Annotated in this window: 9 protein-coding genes and 1 riboswitch; of the genes, 5 read left to right on the top strand and 4 right to left on the bottom strand. The window is 55.2% G+C overall.

Features of this window, described 5'->3' with window-relative positions; all coding sequences use genetic code 11:
- Positions 1-263: 263 nt before the first annotated feature.
- From ACM67E_RS02755 to ACM67E_RS02770, 4 genes are all read right to left on the bottom strand, one after another.
- On the bottom strand, positions 264-6,647 hold the full coding sequence (locus tag ACM67E_RS02755; RefSeq protein ID WP_416192103.1) for an Ig-like domain-containing protein: 6,384 nt from the start codon (positions 6,645-6,647) through the stop codon (positions 264-266).
- Positions 6,648-6,966: 319 nt separating this feature from the next.
- Positions 6,967-8,415 carry an NAD-dependent succinate-semialdehyde dehydrogenase gene (locus tag ACM67E_RS02760; protein WP_416192104.1) on the bottom strand — a complete coding sequence of 483 codons (1,449 nt, stop codon included), beginning with the start codon at positions 8,413-8,415 and terminating at the stop codon, positions 6,967-6,969.
- 759 nt (positions 8,416-9,174) lie between these two features.
- Complete coding sequence (locus ACM67E_RS02765; RefSeq protein WP_416192105.1) at positions 9,175-9,810, bottom strand: biliverdin-producing heme oxygenase; 636 nt, start codon at positions 9,808-9,810, stop codon at positions 9,175-9,177.
- Between the two features lie 79 nt (positions 9,811-9,889).
- A complete protein-coding gene (locus tag ACM67E_RS02770; protein ID WP_416192106.1) occupies positions 9,890-12,283 on the bottom strand; it encodes a TonB-dependent hemoglobin/transferrin/lactoferrin family receptor in 2,394 nt (797 codons plus the stop codon).
- A 255-nt stretch (positions 12,284-12,538) separates the two neighbouring features.
- Positions 12,539-12,635: riboswitch (TPP riboswitch) on the top strand.
- A gap of 209 nt (positions 12,636-12,844) precedes the next feature.
- Between ACM67E_RS02770 and thiM the strand changes: the two genes are divergently transcribed.
- From thiM to ACM67E_RS02795, 5 genes are all read left to right on the top strand, one after another.
- Positions 12,845-13,648 (top strand): hydroxyethylthiazole kinase, encoded by an 804-nt coding sequence (thiM, locus tag ACM67E_RS02775; protein WP_416192107.1) that lies wholly within the window; start codon positions 12,845-12,847, stop codon positions 13,646-13,648.
- A gap of 83 nt (positions 13,649-13,731) precedes the next feature.
- Positions 13,732-14,538 carry a bifunctional hydroxymethylpyrimidine kinase/phosphomethylpyrimidine kinase gene (gene thiD, locus ACM67E_RS02780; protein WP_416192108.1) on the top strand — a complete coding sequence of 269 codons (807 nt, stop codon included), beginning with the start codon at positions 13,732-13,734 and terminating at the stop codon, positions 14,536-14,538.
- A gap of 248 nt (positions 14,539-14,786) precedes the next feature.
- Positions 14,787-15,203, top strand: coding sequence for an OsmC family protein (locus tag ACM67E_RS02785; protein ID WP_416192109.1), 417 nt, complete (start codon positions 14,787-14,789; stop codon positions 15,201-15,203).
- A gap of 295 nt (positions 15,204-15,498) precedes the next feature.
- Positions 15,499-16,245 (top strand): GntR family transcriptional regulator, encoded by a 747-nt coding sequence (locus tag ACM67E_RS02790; RefSeq protein ID WP_416192110.1) that lies wholly within the window; start codon positions 15,499-15,501, stop codon positions 16,243-16,245.
- A 133-nt stretch (positions 16,246-16,378) separates the two neighbouring features.
- A complete protein-coding gene (locus ACM67E_RS02795) occupies positions 16,379-17,281 on the top strand; it encodes a lysine exporter LysO family protein (RefSeq protein ID WP_416192724.1) in 903 nt (300 codons plus the stop codon).
- Positions 17,282-17,298: the final 17 nt, after the last annotated feature.

Consider the following 17,298-nt stretch of genomic DNA (forward strand, 5'->3'; position numbering starts at 1 on the left):
GAAGCGGATTTCCACACAGACGGCTGTTTCGGTTTGGCGGCAGTACGGTAAATCGGAAAGCAGAGGCCGTCTGAAAGTATAGTGAACGAAAATCAGAAATTTACTTCGTTGGACGACGCTTGCCGTACTGTCTGTACTGTTTCCGCCTTGCTGCCCTGTATTTTTCTGATTTGACTTCACTATATTCCGGTTTGGTGCAAAACAGTTTTCAGACGGCCTTTTGACGGCAAACCCAGTGATGCCGAATCAGGCGGATTCGGCGGTTATGCCACGACAATCCTGCTTTCCACGTCGCCGAGATTGGCCGACAGTCGGGCAAAATGGATTTCGCCGGCGGTGCCGCTGCCGTCGGCATCGTAGCTCAGCAGGCCGCTGTCATCGTGGTAGCGGACATGGTCGGCGACATTGCCGCCCAAGCCGAGTGCGCTGAAGATGGTGCCGTCAAGACTGAGGGTGTCTTCCAAGCTGAAGTCGGGGATTTGGTCGATTGAGCCGTCTAAAACGGTATCGAACACAAAAGTATCCGCGCCGTCGCCGCCGATGAGGGTATCAGAGCCGCGCCCGCCGTTGATGGTGTCGTTGCCCATGCCGCCGGTTAAGGTGTTGGCGGCGTGGTTGCCGGTCAGGGTATTGCCGGAGGCGTTGCCTGTGCCGCTGATGCTGTCGCTGCCGAGCAGGTGCAGGTGTTCGAAATGCGTGCCGAGCGTATGGCTGACACTGCTGTACACGGTATCTTCGCCGTCGTCAGCCGCTTCCGTCAGCACATCGCCTGCGTCGTCGGTAATGTAGGTATCGTTGTCGGCGCCGCCGTCCATGCGGTCTTGGCCGCTGCCGCCGTCCAAATAGTCGTTGCCTGCGCCGCCTTTGATGGTGTCGTTGCCGCCGTTGCCGCTGATGGCGTTGTCGGCGTTGTTGCCGGTCAGGATGTCGTCGTAATTCGAGCCGCTGAGGTTTTCAATCTGCGTGCCGTAGCCGATAAAGGCTTGGCCTTTGACGTATTCGGTGTAGCTGTAAGCCGGCAGGTTGCCGCCAACGGTTACGCTGTTGAGGTCTTGTTCGGCAAAGTAGGTTTTATAGTCGTTGGCGGCCAGCGTCACTTTGCGTTCGGCGATGAAGCTGTCGGACAACTGTGAAGTCCGGTATATCCACGAACCCGGGGTCAAATCGACCGTAACGCCTTCGTTTTCGGCGGAGGCGTCGAAGGTATCGACACCCGCGCCGTCCCAAATATAGACGGTTCCGTCCTGAACCAGCGACGCGTAGTTGCCGAAGCTGTAGATGTCGTTGCCGCTGCGCGCTTCCTGATTGACACCGAAACGGTAGTGCATATAGGCCAAATCGTAAATCGGGATACCGGCAGGCCGGTTGCCGTGGTAGCCGTACGAATACGACATCGAGCTGTATTCGGAGCTGTAATCTTCTGCGGCAGCATAGGCGTTGCCGCTGCTGTCGCGCAGTTTGGAAAATTCGCCGTCGGTGTGGCCTGCGGAGAGGGTGTGGAAAATTTCGTGCATGGCCAGGTATTTCTGATAGGCGCGGTCATTGAATTTTTCGCCGAAATAGTAGCTGCTGAATACCAGCAGGCCGCCGCCAAAGGCAAATGCACCGCTTCCGGAGAATACGCCGCCCAGCTGTGCCGACATGATGACGGAATCGGCTTCGGCGCGGTTGGCGGTTTCTTCAAACAGAATGTTGGTGGACGCGCTGAATTCCGCATAGGCACTGCGCGCCACGTCTTTCATGGTTTCGCTCATGTCGACGAATGTGCCTGCCTTGACGTAATTGGCGTTGACATATTCTTTTCCCTGCGAATAATCGTTTGCGGTATCGGCAAAGTAATATTTCAAGACGGTTTTCTTCACGTTTCCGTTGCTGTCGTAGCCGCCGAAAGGTGTTCTGGCATAGCTTAAAAAGCCGCCGGAAGAAGCATTGTTGTTGGCCACCGTGTCGATGAAATAGGCGAAGTTGTAGCCGCTGTCGCTGTGCAGGGTAACGCGCTGGCTGTTGTTGGTGTGTTTGTGCGGATTGACGAATGCGCCGTCATTGTCTCCGCTGCGGGCGAATGCGGCGGTATCGCTAACTTTGACGGTTTTACCGCTCAAATCGCGGGTAGTCAGTACGGCGGTTACTTTATCGGCCACGCTTAAATCTTGATGGTCAACGGCTGCGCTGAACGTGAGGCCGTCTGAAACGGTGGCGGTGTATTCGGCCTTACCGACGGTAAGGATTACCGTATCGCCGGCCTGTGCCGAACCTTCGACCGTTCCGCTGATGATGCCGGTTTGCGGTAGGGCTTGGAGTGTTTTTCCGTTTACGGCCGGAGTATCGAAAAACACGCCGATTTCGGTTAATTCGCTTTTTCCCTCGGTAGACGTGGTATGGACGCTGCGGACGGTTTTGCTGCTGCCGCCGCCTTCCAGCGCATAGAGGTTGACGTTGCTGGTCAGGAAGCGGTGGCCGACGGTTTGTCCGATGAGCGATGGGTAGTCTTGGTACGGAATATCGACGTGGAAGCTGAAATCATCGCGGTCGAAGCCTGCGGTGTAGGTTTTACCGCCGATACTGATGACGACGGCTTCCACCGCATCTTTGTTGCGGCCTTGCGCGTAGAGGCTGCCGCCGAAGTCAAGGAACCCCTTCAGGCGGACGTTGCCGTAGCGTTCACTTACGCCGAGCGCGTTGTCTTCTCCGATTCGGGTAATGCGCACGGCGGCGGCAACATCGTTTTGAACGGTGTAGCTGTGCGATTTTGCGGCTTGGAAGCGGTTGTCGGCATCCAGTACGCGCGCGTGAACGGTATAGCCCGGATTGTCGGCCAAATCTTGGCCGGAAACCTTGACTTTAAAGCCCAAGTCCGCGTCGGCGGCGGCAATGTGGCTTTGGCCGTTGACGGTAACGATGACGGTTTGTCCGGGAAGCGCGCCGCCGCCTTTCAGACGGCCTGTGATTTCAAGGTCGGCATGCTGTTCGCTGACGTTGATCATATTGTCGGCTGTCACCGGATCAAACTCGATTTCGATACCGTTGAGGCTGACGCGGTAGTTTTGCTGCGTTTGCGCATGGCCGGTGTTGCCGGCTTGGTCGCTGCTGTCGATAAACGCCGCTATGCTGCTGTTGTCCTGCATGACGGCAGCGGCGATGTTTGTGCGGAAGAGGCCGTCTGAACCGACTCCGGCGGTAACGGTCGTCGAACCGACGGTCAGTACCACGGTATCGCCGGTTTTGAATTCGCCGCCGACTTTGCCGGACACGGTTATGCTGTTTTGCAGATCGGCGGCGGTCAGCAGGTTGCCGTTGCCGACGGTATCGAGCGTAATGTCCAATTTCGGCGGCGCGGTGTCGGCGAGATAAGCTGCGCGGGTTTGAGCGGTTGCGCTGTTGCCTGCCAGATCGGTGGCGGTAACCGAAGCGGTAACTTCACCGCCGCCCGCGATCAAATCATCGGTTTTCACGTTGGCGCGCCAAGTGTCGCCGCTGCGTTGGGCTGTATAGGTTTGGTTGTTGATGCTGACGGTGATGACGCTGTCGGCGGTATCGCCGTCGGTTTTGACTTTGCCGCCCAACACGGTTTCGGCATGGGCAAGGGCATAGGCCTGATTGACGGTGGCGATGGGGTCAATGGTAATTTCGGGTTCGTTGATGTGGTCGTCTGTAACCTGATAAACCAGCGTGGCGGAACGACTGCCTGCGGAATTGCCTGCGCTGTCGCGCAAAGTGGCGACCATGTCGATGGTTTGGTCGGAATCGGCAATCAGGTCGGCCATATCGACGGCGGCAGTAAACGTGCCGGACATGCCGTCGGTTTTGACGTTGTAGGTTTTGCCGTTGACGATCAGCACAATATCCAGATACGGCTCGACACCTGCGGGCGCGCTGGGGTTGCGGTTGAGGCTGAATGTGCCGGTTACGGTTGTGGTGGCCGACAAGGTTTCGCTGCTGTCCAAAATGTTGTCAACGGCAACGCCGGTCAGGGCGACATCGCCCCAGCGCGGCGAATAGGCGGCTCCGCTAAAACTTTGGCTTGCGGTGTAGGTTTTGCCGCTGCTTTGCAAAACGGCGGTAATGGTGTCGTAATTGAAGTGCAGGCTGTTGCCGCTCTCGCTTACGGCAAATTCGCCGGTATCGTCGGGCGTAACCGCAACTTCTTTAACCAAGTTTCCGGTTTTGTAGAATTTCAGCGTTACGGCAGCGGCGGTCAAATCGACATTCGCGATACGGCCGGTAACCGGCAGCGCGGACAGTCTGAATTCGCCGACGTTAATGTAGTTGTCGCCGGCAACCGGATCGAGTGTGATGGTGGGGTTGAGGATAACGGTGTAGTTTTGCGCCGCAGAGGACGTGCCGGTGTTTTGGGCGGTATCTTTGCTGTCGGCGGCTGCGATAATCCGATCATATTTCAGCAAATCGGCGGTAGGAACATCGGCAGTAAACGTGCCGTCTGAATTTAACGTTGCGCCGACTGTTTTTTCTACGGTTTCGGTTGTGCCGGAACAGGTTGAGCAGACGCAGCGCAGCGTAATCATGTTGGTATCGGCAGGATTGTAATTGCTGAGCGTACCGGTAATTCGGGTAGTGTCGGTTTGGCTTTCGGCCAAATTGATGACGTTGTCGGCGGTGATTTTGTCGAGCGTAATCACAGGAGACGGCGGTGTGAGATCGACGGCATAGCCTTTCTGGGTCGAAGCGGCTGCACGGTTTCCTGCGTCATCGGTGGCGATGACCGAGGCCGATACCGAGGTGTGGTTGGCCAATGTCGAACCGGCAACGGCCAAACTGAAGCGGCCGTCTTTGACGGCAACTTCGGCTGCGGTTTCGCCGATGGTGATTTTCACTTTGTCGCCGTCGCGTGCGTGCTTCACAGAACCGTTCAATACCACGGCTTCGCGGCTTTCCGCCAGATTGATGATGTCGTCGTCGGTAATCAGGTCGAAAGTAACGGACGGTGTGTCGATTCGGGTATCGACGGTATAGTTTCGGGTCGCTTCGGCGGTAACGGCTTCACCGTCAATGTCGGTGGCGGTCAGCTTGGCACGAACCGTCCAGCTGCCTTCGTCGGCCGCCAGTTCCGTACCGCTGACCAGCAGCGTCCAGCCGTCGCCTGCCGCATTGACACGCGCCGCTTTGTCTTGGCCGTTAAGCGTAACGGTTACATTCGGGTTGCGCATGGTCTCGTCAAGCGTAACCGCGCCTGAAAGGATGACGGCTTTTTTGCTGTCGGCCGCATTCATCAGGCCGTCTGAATCGATTGCGTCCACCGTAACCGCGGCCGCCGTGTAAGACGTATCGACCCGGTATGCAGTCTGAGCGGATGCCGTTGCCTGATTGCCTGCCGCATCCGTCGCTTCGATTTTGACCGATACCGTGTTTCCGCCTTCGACCGCAGCCAGCGTTTTTCCACCGATAGGCAGCGTCCAAGTGCGGCTGTCCTGTTGGATTGCCGCCGCATATTCCTGATTGTTCAGCACAACGGTAATCCGTTCGCCGCCGGTATTTTCGCCGACGGTATAAGTTCCGCTCAAGATATGGTTGGCACGGCTGGCGGCCAAGTCGATGGTTCCGTCTGCTGTGACGGGATTGATGGAAACGGTCAGTTCGGGTTTGACCGTATCGACGGCATAGTCTGTCGAATTTTCAGCGGTCGCCATATTGCCTGCCGAATCGGCCGCTGCTGCCTTAACGCGGACGGTGTTTTTTCCCTGATTTTCCGCCAGTTTTGCCCCGTCGATTTCCAGCGACCACAGGCCGTCTGAAAAAACGGTTGCCGGATAGTCGGTGCCGTTGACGTTTACCGTAACGCTCGGGTTGACGAGCGTTTCGTTACCCGAAATTTTACCGTTCAACGTATGGGTCTGAACGGAGTCGGCGGCATTCAGCGTACCGTCTGCTGCGACGGGATTGATGGAAATAGTCAGTTCCGGCGGCGTGGTATCGGCAGGAATGTCTGTCGGGATATTCGGAGTTTCGGTAGTCGGAGTTTCGGTAATCGGAGTCTCGGCAGTCGGAGTCTCGGTAATCGGAGTTTCGGCAGTCGGAGTTTCGGCAGTCGGAGTTTCGGCAGTCGGAGTTTCGGCAGTCGGAGTTTCGGCAGTCGGAGTCTCGGTAATCGGAGTTGCGGTAATCGGAGTTGCGGTAGTCGGAGTTTCGGTAATCGGAGTCTCGGCAATCGGAGTTTCAGCAGTCGGGGTTTCAGCCTCCGAGTTATCCGGTCTGCGTGGCGTATCGGGCGAAGTTGGTCTGTGGGAACCGCTGTTTTTATGTGCGGCGACCAGGCCGATTGTGCCCAAAGCGGCTGCGGTCATGCCGGCGGCGGCTTTGTGGACGGTGATTTCCTGTGCTTCGACAAACGCAGGAACTTCTTCAAGCGTGGCAAAGGCGGCTTGCAGTTTTTGCAGTTGGCTGCTGTCGCCGACGCTGAAATAGTTTTGGTAGCGGCTCAGGATAAGGGCAGGGTCTTGGCTGTTTTGCGTCCAGACAAGGAGGTCGCTGCCGACGGTTTCGGTTTTCGGTTCGGCAACCGGATTGCCTTCGCTGTCGAAGATTTGGTATAGCGTACCGCTTTCTGCCGGCAGGGTAAGGGTTTGCGCTTCAGGCAAAGCGTGGATTTGGGTTTGGCCGTTTCGGGTAATGTGTAAGGTAAATTCGCTCATTTTTTTGTCTTTGGCATAAATCGGAATAATTTCGGAGGGATTATAAGCAATGATTTAGGATAAACGTTATAAATTTTAGATATTCGGTATTTTGATTTTTAAGTGTGATTTTGTTGTTTTGTTATTGTTTTGATTGGATAAAAAAACAAGCTTGCAGATTTGACCGTTATGCGGTTTTGGTAAATTTGCGACAGGGGGACATTTTAAAAAACAGGCCGTCTGAATATTTTCAGACGGCCTGTTGTGCAGACGGAATAATAAAGTTTTTGAACGGTAATCTAACTCCAATCAGGGTATTCAGGTGGAGGCCGTCTGAAAATCAGCGCGTGATACCCGCGGTCACGATGTATTTCATTTCCAGATAATCGTCCATGCCGTATTTCGAACCTTCGCGGCCGATGCCCGACTGTTTGATGCCGCCGAACGGGGCTGCCGCGTTGGACAAGCCGCCGGTGTTGACCGCCACCATGCCGTATTCCAAGGCTTCCTGCGCGCGGGTGATGCGGCCGATGTCGCGGCTGTAGAGGTAGGAGGCCAGGCCGAATTCGGTGTCGTTGGCAAAGGTTACCGCTTCTTCATCGCTGCCGAAGCGGAACACCGGCGCGAGCGGACCGAAGATTTCTTCTTTGGCAAACTTCATGTCCTGCGTCGCATCGCGCAACACGGCCGGCTGCATGAAGAGGCCGTCTGAACCGCCGCCGCACAATAATTTTCCGCCTTTTTGCTGCGCATCTTCGATAAATTCCTTCACTTTTGCGACGGCTTCCTCGTCAATCATCGGGCCGATGTCGGTGTCTTCCGCCAAACCGTTGCCGACTTTGAGTTTTTCCACGGCGGCGGTGAATTTTTCCGCAAATTCGTCATACACGCCTTCCTGCACATAAAAGCGGTTGGCGCAGACGCAGGTTTGTCCGGCGTTGCGGAACTTGCTCGCCACCGCACCTTTGACCGCTTCGTCGATGTCTGCGTCGTCGAACACGATGAACGGCGCGTTGCCGCCCAATTCCAGCGAGACTTTTTTCACGGTGTCCGCACATTGTGCCATCAGTTTTCGGCCGACTGCGGTCGAGCCGGTAAAACTGAATTTGCGCACGCGTTTGTCCTGCGTCAGCACGCCGCCGATGGCGCGCGACGAGCCGGTAACGATGTTCAGCACGCCTTTCGGAATGCCGGCGCGTTCGGCCAGTTCGACAATCGCCAGTGCGGAAAGCGGCGTTTTGGAAGCGGGGCGGATGACGAACGTGCAGCCGGCGGCCAGAGCGGGCGCGACTTTGCGCGTAATCATCGCGTTGGGGAAATTCCACGGCGTTATCGCGGCGCATACGCCGACGGGCTGGCGGATAACCTGCACGCGCTGGTCGGGCGACAACGCAGGCAGCGTATCGCCGTAAACGCGTTTGGCTTCTTCGGCGAACCATTCGACATACGACGCGCCGTAAGCGATTTCTCCTTTCGCTTCGGCCAGCGGTTTGCCCTGTTCCGAAGTCAGAATCACGGCCAAATCGTCTTGGTGTTCCGTCATCAAATCGAACCAGCGGCGCAGGATTCGGCTGCGTTCCTGCACGGTTTTCGCTGCCCATTCAGGCAGGGCGGCATGGGCGGCGGCCACCGCTTCGCGCGCTTCAGTTTTGTCCATGTCCGGTATTTCGCCGACGGTTTTTCCGTCGGCAGGGTTGACGACGGCGAGGGTTTTGCCGCTGTGGGCAGGCAGCCACCGGCCGTTGATGTAACAGAGGTTTTTCAATAAGCGCGGGTCGTTGAGTTGCATGGCGTTATCCTTTGAAATGTTTCAGACGGCCTGAAAGGCGCGGAGTTACTGCATTGGAAACTACGCTTCCGAACCGGGCTTGTCAATGTCGGGAATTTTATTGAAGGCCGTCTGAAAAAGGTATTCAAAAATCTTTAATCCGTCATTAGCTGCACAAGTCCGTTGCGCCTCCCCCGAGCAGGCATACTATCGTCCGGAGTAAATTTTGATTAAATATCAAAGTTTTAGAGGTTTTATATTTCAATAAAAAATGAAATTTCGAAATATCAAATAGTTAGTGAACATTGATTCCGCAAAACTGCTTTGATTCCGACAGTAAATTTTGAAGTTCCTACAATCTGTCCCTTCCCTCTGCACTTAGCGCGGGGGAAGGTTAGGATGGGGGTGGTACTTCGCAGAAGTACATTTGTCCGAGTTTCAAGCAGATTTTAATGTTTCTGCGAAACATCACCCCCTCCCCAACCCTTCCCCGCGCTAAGCGCAGGAGAGGGAGCAGATTGAAGCAGCCCTAAATACTGCTGATTTTGAGCCAGACAGAAGCTGAAAATATCAGTCTTTCAGGTTTTCAGACGGCCTCTTGAATTTATTCCGGACAGTAGTGCACCTGCGCGGGAGAAGCGTAGCGGACTTGTGCAGCTAATGACGTGCATAGATTTTCAGGTTGAAGCTGAGTTTTGCAAAGGTCACAGGCATCTGAAAAGGACACAGGCCGTCTGAAAGTTTTCAGACGGCCTGTGACATCAAGCGGGTTGCCGATGATTAATGGCGGTGTGGTTGGAAACCTGCCGGAGCTTCCGCGCCTTCGGGTAGGCCGAAGGTTTCGCGCAAGACAACTTTGTAAAATTCAAACGCGTCTTTTGCGCCTTCAATAGCTTCGGCTTCGGCTTCGGGAGAGAGCGGCAGGGCGTTCAGGTATTCGACGAATTCGCGCCAGTGTTTGCCGCGGCCGTCGGGGTGGGGGGCGAGATGACGTGCGCCGTTTTCGCCGTTGTAATCCAGTTTTTGCGCGTGTTTGAACAAAAACGCCGCGCCCAGATTCGAGCCTTCGGCGCAATAGAGCCAGCCGATGGCTTTGTTGCCGGTCTCTTGCGGCAACGGTTTGCCGTATTCGTAAGGGGCTTCGCCCAAATCGGCCAAGTCCTGCACTACGGCATCGTGACGCGCCATATAAGCCAATTCGGGAATGGCTTGGTTTAACTCGAGATTTTTGTAGATGTGGTCAACCGCTTTGTGGAATACCGATTGCAGCTTGAGGAATTTGACGTAGTTTTCTTTGCTGTCAAACGGTGCGACCGACATCACCAGATTATCGACCGTATCGTGGATGACGGTGGTCTGTGCTTTCAGGCGTTTGGCAAATGTGGATTCGGTGTCGGTTTCGGGTGTAGGGTGCATGATTTTTTCCTTGTGTTTGAAGTTGTTTGAATGGCGGTGTTTTCAGACGGCCTGTTTGTCCAAAGGCCGTCTGAAAACATCAGAATCTGTATTCCAGCGAAACCGCGTAATTGCGGCCGGGTGCGTAGTAGCGTGCCAAACCTTTGTTGTCGCGGTCGACGGCGTTGGTGGTGCTGTAGCTGTAAATGCCGCGCAACGAATCCCATGTGTGGTATTTGCGGTTAAACAGGTTGTACACGCCGCCGCGCAAGGTCAGGTTTTTGGTCGGTTTGTAGTAGCCGAACAGGTCGAATACGTAGGCGGATTTGTTCAGCCACGGATAGGACTCGACGGTTTTGGTAAAACCTTGGTTGTTGGAGCCTTCGTAAACGGTGTATTGGGCATCGCCGGATTTTTTTCCGCCCAGATAGGTCAGGCGCGACATCACCGCCCATTTGTCGCTCGGGCTTTCGTAGTCGATACCGGCAATAACTTTCAGCGGCTGGGTGGACAGCAGACTGTTGTCACCCGAGAGTTTGCTTTTGGCGTAACCCAATGCGCCAAAGAGTTTCCAACCGGCCGGAACCGCAGGCCAGACTTTGTCAACATTCAGACGGCCTGTGAATTCGATACCGCGTATGCGTGCTTTGTCGATGTTGGCCATGTGCCAATAGAGCTGGCTGCGATGAGGGCTACATCCTGACCAATATTGTGAATACCAATCACAAGTAGGGTCAACGACTGTTTCCAAATACTGCTCTTCCGACAAGAAATGACGGTAGTTACTTTGGTAGAGATTCAAATCCAAGTTCCCTGCCGAGCCTTGTCCCTGTAAAGAGAGATTGTGCGTCACGCTGCGCTCGGCCTTCAAAGACGGATTGGCTACCCATGTCGCCGCCCCGTTGTTGAAGGTGAAATACATTTCCGAAGCGGTCGGGACGCGGTAGCCGGTCGAGACGTTATAGCCTGCGCGCCAGCCGTCGGCAAATCGCCAGCCCAAACCGGCAAATCCCGACCAACCCGAGAAGCTGTTGGCATCGGGTTTTTCCGCACAATTGTTACATTCGGCGTTCAACTCCTGCGGCGTCATTTTGGTGTGGTCGTAGCGCACGCCGATGCTGCTGTCGAATGTGTCGTTCCAACGGGTGTGGTTGGAGAGCGAGAAGCCGTAGTTCCGGGTTTTCACCGGATACTGGATGGTGTTGGTGCTGCGGTATTTTTCGCCTTTCCAATAAATGTCGTCTTGGTTGAGGTTTTCAAATTCGCGTTCGCCGATAAAGCTGCGGAAAGACAAGGTGTGTTCGCCGCCCCATTGCAGCGGCTGGCTGTCGGCGCGGAGGCTCAGGCGTTTGAAACGCGTCGTCATGTCGCGCTGATAAACGTTGTCCAAATCGGGCCGGTCCCATAAATAAGGTCTCGGCCATTGGTCGGACGACCAGTCGCGTGGGTAAGTGCCCTTATAGTTGAGCGCACCGACATGGGTTTTCTGATAGTCGGCATCCAAACGCAGCAAACCCAAAACGTCGGAATCGGGCGTATATTCGTAATAGGCGTTGAAGTTGCGCCGTTTGTTGTGGTCGTGCGCACGCCGCCAGTTTGAGCCTATCAAATTATAGGAATCTTCAATAGTATGGTTGTAACCCTGCTGGCCGTTGATTGATGCACCGATGCGGTGGTTTTCGTTGAGCTGTACGCCGGCTTTGGCCAGAAAACTGTGGTATTTGTGTTTGGCAGCATCGGGAATGCCGCGTGCGGAACCGCGGATGTTTTCGCCTTCGCCTTCTTTGACGGCGGCATGGCCGCGTCTGCCGTAACTTTCGGTTTCATGGCCGCGGCGTTGGGAGTAGAGCAAAATGCCGTCAAAACGGCCGGTATCCCATGCCACGCCGCCGGTGTTGGTCCATTCGATATTGCGGCTGCTGTAACCGCTTCTTAATATGCCGCCGAATTTTTGTTCCGAATCCAAAATATCCCGGGCATCCAAAGTTTTGTAATTGACGCCGCCGCCGAGTGCGCCGCTGCCCGTATTGAACGAATCCGCACCTTTCACAATATTGATTTGGCGCACCAGCTCGGGGTCGATCGCCAAACGCGAGCTGTTGAAATTGCCGTAGCGGGCATACAGCGAATTCTCTTCGGAATCAGGCAGATTGACACCGTCAATGCTCATGCCGACACGGTTGCCTTCCACACCGCGCATAGCAAAGCCTTTCTGATGGCGGCCACTGTCGCTCAAGCCCACATCGGGCGTATAGCGTACCAAGTCTTTGTTGTCGCGAATCATCTCGGTTTGAATCTGTTCGAGGTTTTTGCGTTCGACGGAAGGAGGCGTGACGCGCCGGCCGCGCACGACAACCTGCTGTAATTCCGTCTGTTGTTCGGCTTGCGGTTTGCCGTCGGCAGGTTTATCGGTGGATTCTTCCGCCGCCCAAACGGGACTGCCGAATAAGAGGCCGATTGAGGCGGCCAAAGGGAGAATGCGGGGTGTTTTCATGGATTCGTCTTTTTAATAATCGATGGGTTATCAAAATACAAAACGAGAGGTAAAGTTGAAGTTTGATAATGAATAATAATATATATCATTTGCATTTTATGTCAACATGAATTTTTAACTTCCGTTAACAAAACAGTGCCGCATCAGAACATAACGGTCATCAGGCAAAGCCCGACGGATGTGGAGAGAGGATATGCCGGAGAAGCCCGTGCAAAACATTGCCAGCGGGCGGCGGTTTGCGCTAAGATAACCGCACTTTTCGAGTCGGGGTGCGGCCGGAGTCGGCCGCTGAGAATATACCCGTGAACCTGATACAGTTTGCACTGGCGTAGGAAACTCATCACAATCATCATTGGTATGAAGGCACAACCAGCGCATCGGCGGGTTGTGCTTTTTTGTTTCATCAGGGGGCGGATGTTTCAGACGGCCTGAGGCCTCGGCAAAACCCGAAAACATTCACAAGCCTCCGAGCGGTCATTGGTTTTTCAGGTGCAATCCGAGTTTTGCCAAAGTCGCGGCCTTGAAAAGCGCGAGGCCGTCTGAAAGATTGTTAAAGGAAGCATGATGGATTTTTTCTGTTTGAACCAAGTACGCGCACGCAATCCTTTGGTGCACAGCATCACCAACACCGTTGCCGCGCACTTCACCGCCAACGGTCTGCTGGCGGTCGGCGCATCGCCGATTATGGCCAACGAAGCCGCTGAAATGGCGGATATGGCGGCGGTTTGCGATGCGCTGCTGATCAATATCGGCACGCTGGAGCAATCCACCATAGCGGCGATGTTTGCAGCCGGAAAAGCGGCGAATGCGCGCGGGATTCCGGTGGTGCTTGATCCCGTGGGCGTGGCGGCGACTCCGTTGCGCCGCGAGACGGTGGCGCGTTTGTTGGAAGAGGTGAAGTTTGCGGCGGTACGCGGCAATGCGGCGGAAATCGGTTTTATTGCCGGCGAAGCGTGGCAGGGCAAGGGCGTGGACGCAGGGCAGGGCGTGAAAAACGCGGCGCGGATTGCAGCGGCGGCCGCGCAGAAGTACCAATGCACCGTGGCCGTGAGCGGAGAGACGGATTATGTTTCAGACGGCCTGACGGCTTATGCGGTGAAAAACCACACGCCGCTGTTTCCGAAAATCACGGCTTCAGGCTGTCTGCTCGGCGCGGTGATTGCCGCATTTTTGGCGGCATCGGCCAAGGGCGGTGAATTGGCTGCCGTCACCGAAGCCTGTGCCTTTTACGCCTTGGCGGGCGAAACGGCGGCGCAGGGTTTGGATTGCCGGCAAAGCGGTACGTTCGGCGTGAAACTGATTGACTGCCTGGCCATGACCACGGCGCAGGATTTGGCGGACAAAGCGCGTATCGAGGCCGTCTGAAAAAAAGATGCAGGCGTTTTCAGACGGCCTGGGCAAAAAAGCGGGCAGGCCGTCTGAATCATTCACTTTAAAGGAGAAGCAACATGGCAGAAACATTCGTGCAAAGCCTGACCATCGCCGGTTCCGATTCGGGCGGCGGCGCAGGCATTCAGGCGGATTTGAAAACGTTCCAAATGCGCGGCGTATTCGGCACCAGCGTGCTGACGGCGGTTACGGCGCAAAATACCGTGGGCGTGCACGGCGTGCATTTGCTGCCGAACGACATCATCGCCGCGCAAATCAAAGCGGTGGCCGACGATTTCGACATCCGTGCGTTCAAAATCGGTATGCTCGGTACGGCGGAAATCATCGAGTGCGTGGCCGACAGTCTGAGCCGTTGCCGGTTCGGACAAATGGTGCTCGATCCGGTGATGATTGCCAAAGGCGGCGCGTCTTTGCTGCATGAATCGGCGGTGGCGGCCATGAAAAAGCTGCTGTTGCCGCGTACCGATGTCCTGACCCCCAACCTGCCGGAGGCCGAAGCCCTGACCGGCGTAAAAATCGGCAACCGCCAAGATGCCGAACACGCCGCGCGCTTGCTGCAAGAAGCGGGTGCGAAGCATGTGGTGATTAAAGGCGGCCATCTGCACGACAGCCAAAGCGAAGTCTGCACCGATTGGCTGTTTACGCCGAACGACGTGGTGGAACTGGAAAGCCTGCGTTTCCTGACGCCGCACACCCACGGCACCGGCTGCACTTTCTCCGCCTGTATTGCCGCCGAATTGGCCAAAGGCTTTGCGGTGGAACAGGCGGTGCGGACGGCGAAAGACTACATCACCGCCGCCATCAGCCGGCCGCTGAACATCGGCGCGGGACACGGGCCGGTCAACCATTGGGCTTACCGCGATTGACGGGGTAAGCGGAAGGCCGTCTGAAAACGCGGTTGGATGAAAACGGATGTTTTCAGACGGCCTCGAATGCGGCTGTCCCTCACAGGATGCCTTGATGCCGGTTAAAATGATGTTTTGAAACGGAAAAGCATATCGAAATATGGCTTCCGCAAGCAGCATTGGTAATTTTGAATGGAATTGTTTACAATACGCGGCATCACGGCTGCGGCGGTATCCGGCGCGGCGATTATTGAAAAAAGGTATAGGATATGCAGGTCACATCAAAATGGTTGGACGGAATGTGTTTTGTCGCCACGACCGAGGGCGGACACAGTGTCGTTATGGAAGGTGCGGCGGCTGAAGGGGCGGTAAAACGCGGTCCCAGCCCGATGGAAATGCTGCTGTTGGGCGTGGCCGGCTGCTCCAGTATCGATGTGGTGATGATTGCCGAAAAGCAGCGTCAGGATGTGGTCGACTGCCAGGCCACGGTGACGGCCAAACGCGCCGACGATGCACCGCGCGTGTTTACCGAAATCCACATTCATTTCAAAGTCATCGGCCGTGATTTGAAAGAAAGTGCCATTGCCAAAGCCGTGGAACTGTCGGCGGAAAAATACTGTTCGGCCTCGATTATGCTGGGCAAGGCGGCCAAAGTCAGCCACAGTTTCGAAATCGCCGAGGCCTGATTTCAGGGTTTCAGACGGCATTGCGCCGGCAGGATGGGGCAGGGCGGAGTCTGCGGGATTCTGTTCTTGCCGTTGTGCCGTCTGAAACGGCCGGTGTGTACGGTCGTCAAAAAAGCAGATATATTCAGGCTGTATCTTGAATATATCTGCTGATTTGAATTTTTTTCTCTCTATTTAACGCCTTGCAACACTTGGCTTCTTGTTAGAGCAATTGTGCAATTTATGTTTTTAATTGTCAACAATCCTTATTATGTAAACAATCCGTTTGTGCAAATAAAATTGCCAGGTAAATCCAATGAATAACCACAACAAATCCAACAATACTGCAACCAATACTGCACCGGCGACGTCTTCATTGATTTTGGAAGAACGGCACGATTCCGAGCTTTTCCGTGTTTATGCCTCAATTCTGGATGCGATTACCGACCACGTTCTGCTGCCGGGCAAAAAGCTGACCGAATCGGATTTGTGCCGCCAGATGGTGTGTTCGCGCAATACCGTGCGCAGCGCGCTGTCGCTGCTGGCGCACGATAAAATCGTCGATTTGCAGCCTAACCGCGGTGCATTCGTGCATGTGCCTGATTTGAAGGAAATCCAGGATGTGTACAATTCGCGCATCGAATTGGAAAGCATGATTTTCAACCTGCTGATTGATTTGCCGGATTTGGAAACGCGCCTGAAGCCGCTGTATGAAATGATTGAGCGCGAGGCAGAGGCGTCGGCCAAAGGCGACAGGGTGGGTTGGAACCGTTTGGCCAATGCGTTCCACGTCGAACTGGTGCGCCTGCTCGATAATGACGTGTTGTTCGAAATCATGAATACGCTGTGCGCCCGTTCGTCGCTGATTGTGGCGGTGTTCGGCGAGCGCAGCCACGGCCACGGCCACCGTACCAGCGGCCATACCTATAACGAACACCGCGAAATCCTGGATTTGCTGGCCGCGGGCAAACGTACCCGCGTGCTGAAACTGCTGCGCCGTCACTTGGGTGGCTGTATCGAGCGGTTGGAAAGCAAATACGAAGCGCAAAACGAATTGCATTGATTGTTTGATACTGAATAAAAAGGCCGTCTGAAAAGCAGGCGGGGTGTTTGATGATGCGCTGATGGTGTTTGACGGCACAATCAGCCCGATTAACCGCCCTGATGCGTTTCAGACGGCCTTTGGTGTGGAAAAAATGGAAAGTTTGATGACTTTGTTGTCGGTGTTGGTGCCGATGTTTCTCGGATTCTTCATCCGCCTGCCCAAGCCTTATCTGGCTTTGGTGGACAAGCTGCTGGCGGTGCTGGTGTATGCCGTATTGTTTTTAATCGGCGTGTCGCTCTCGCGGGTGGAGGATTTGGGTTCGCAGCTGGATACGATTGTGCTGCGGACGCTGCTGCTGTTTGCCTGCACCATCGGCATGAATCTGTTGGTGCTGATGTGGTTTGACCGCCGTTTTCCGTGGCAGACGCAGGGTTCGGGCAAAAAATCCAATGTCAGTCTGGCAGGCAGCGCGAAACAGCTCGGCTGCGTGGCTTTCGGTTTTGTGTTTGGCAAACTGATGGCCGGTGTATGGCTGCCGTCTGAAAACTTGGGCATGTACTGTCTGATGGCTTTGGTGCTGCTCATCGGCATCCAGCTCAACGGCAGCGGTGTGACTTTGCGTCAGGTTTTAATCAACAAACGCGGTGTTCAGACGGCCTTGCTGATGATGGCCTCGTCGCTGGCGGGGGGCTTGCTGTTTGCCGCGTTGAACGATGACGTATCGTGGCTCAAAGGGTTGGCTCTGGCGTCGGGCTTCGGCTGGTATTCTTTGTCGGGCTTGGTCATGACCGAGGTTTACGGTGCGGTATGGGGCAGCATTATGCTTTTGAACGATTTGGGACGCGAGTTTTTCGCGCTGGTGTTCATCCCCATGCTGATGCGCCGTCATCCGAGTGCCGCGGTGGGTGCGGGCGGGGCGACCAGCTTGGATTTTACCCTGCCGATTATCCAAAGTTCGGGCGGTTTGGCCGTCGTGCCGCTGGCGATCAGTTTCGGCTTCATCGTCAATGTGGCCGCGCCGTTTCTGATGGTGGTTTTTTCTTCATTCGGTTGAACCGCTTAATAAAATTT

This window comes from Neisseria sp. CCUG12390 (genome assembly GCF_047837985.1).
In the GTDB taxonomy this organism is placed as follows: domain Bacteria; phylum Pseudomonadota; class Gammaproteobacteria; order Burkholderiales; family Neisseriaceae; genus Neisseria.

Coding starts and splice junctions, on each gene's coding strand:
- ACM67E_RS02755 (WP_416192103.1), bottom strand. CDS start 6,647: ATGAGCGAATTTACCTTACACATTACCCGAAACGGCCAAACCCAAATC.
- ACM67E_RS02760 (WP_416192104.1), bottom strand. CDS start 8,415: ATGCAACTCAACGACCCGCGCTTATTGAAAAACCTCTGTTACATCAAC.
- ACM67E_RS02765 (WP_416192105.1), bottom strand. CDS start 9,810: ATGCACCCTACACCCGAAACCGACACCGAATCCACATTTGCCAAACGC.
- ACM67E_RS02770 (WP_416192106.1), bottom strand. CDS start 12,283: ATGAAAACACCCCGCATTCTCCCTTTGGCCGCCTCAATCGGCCTCTTA.
- thiM (WP_416192107.1), top strand. CDS start 12,845: ATGATGGATTTTTTCTGTTTGAACCAAGTACGCGCACGCAATCCTTTG.
- thiD (WP_416192108.1), top strand. CDS start 13,732: ATGGCAGAAACATTCGTGCAAAGCCTGACCATCGCCGGTTCCGATTCG.
- ACM67E_RS02785 (WP_416192109.1), top strand. CDS start 14,787: ATGCAGGTCACATCAAAATGGTTGGACGGAATGTGTTTTGTCGCCACG.
- ACM67E_RS02790 (WP_416192110.1), top strand. CDS start 15,499: ATGAATAACCACAACAAATCCAACAATACTGCAACCAATACTGCACCG.
- ACM67E_RS02795 (WP_416192724.1), top strand. CDS start 16,379: ATGGAAAGTTTGATGACTTTGTTGTCGGTGTTGGTGCCGATGTTTCTC.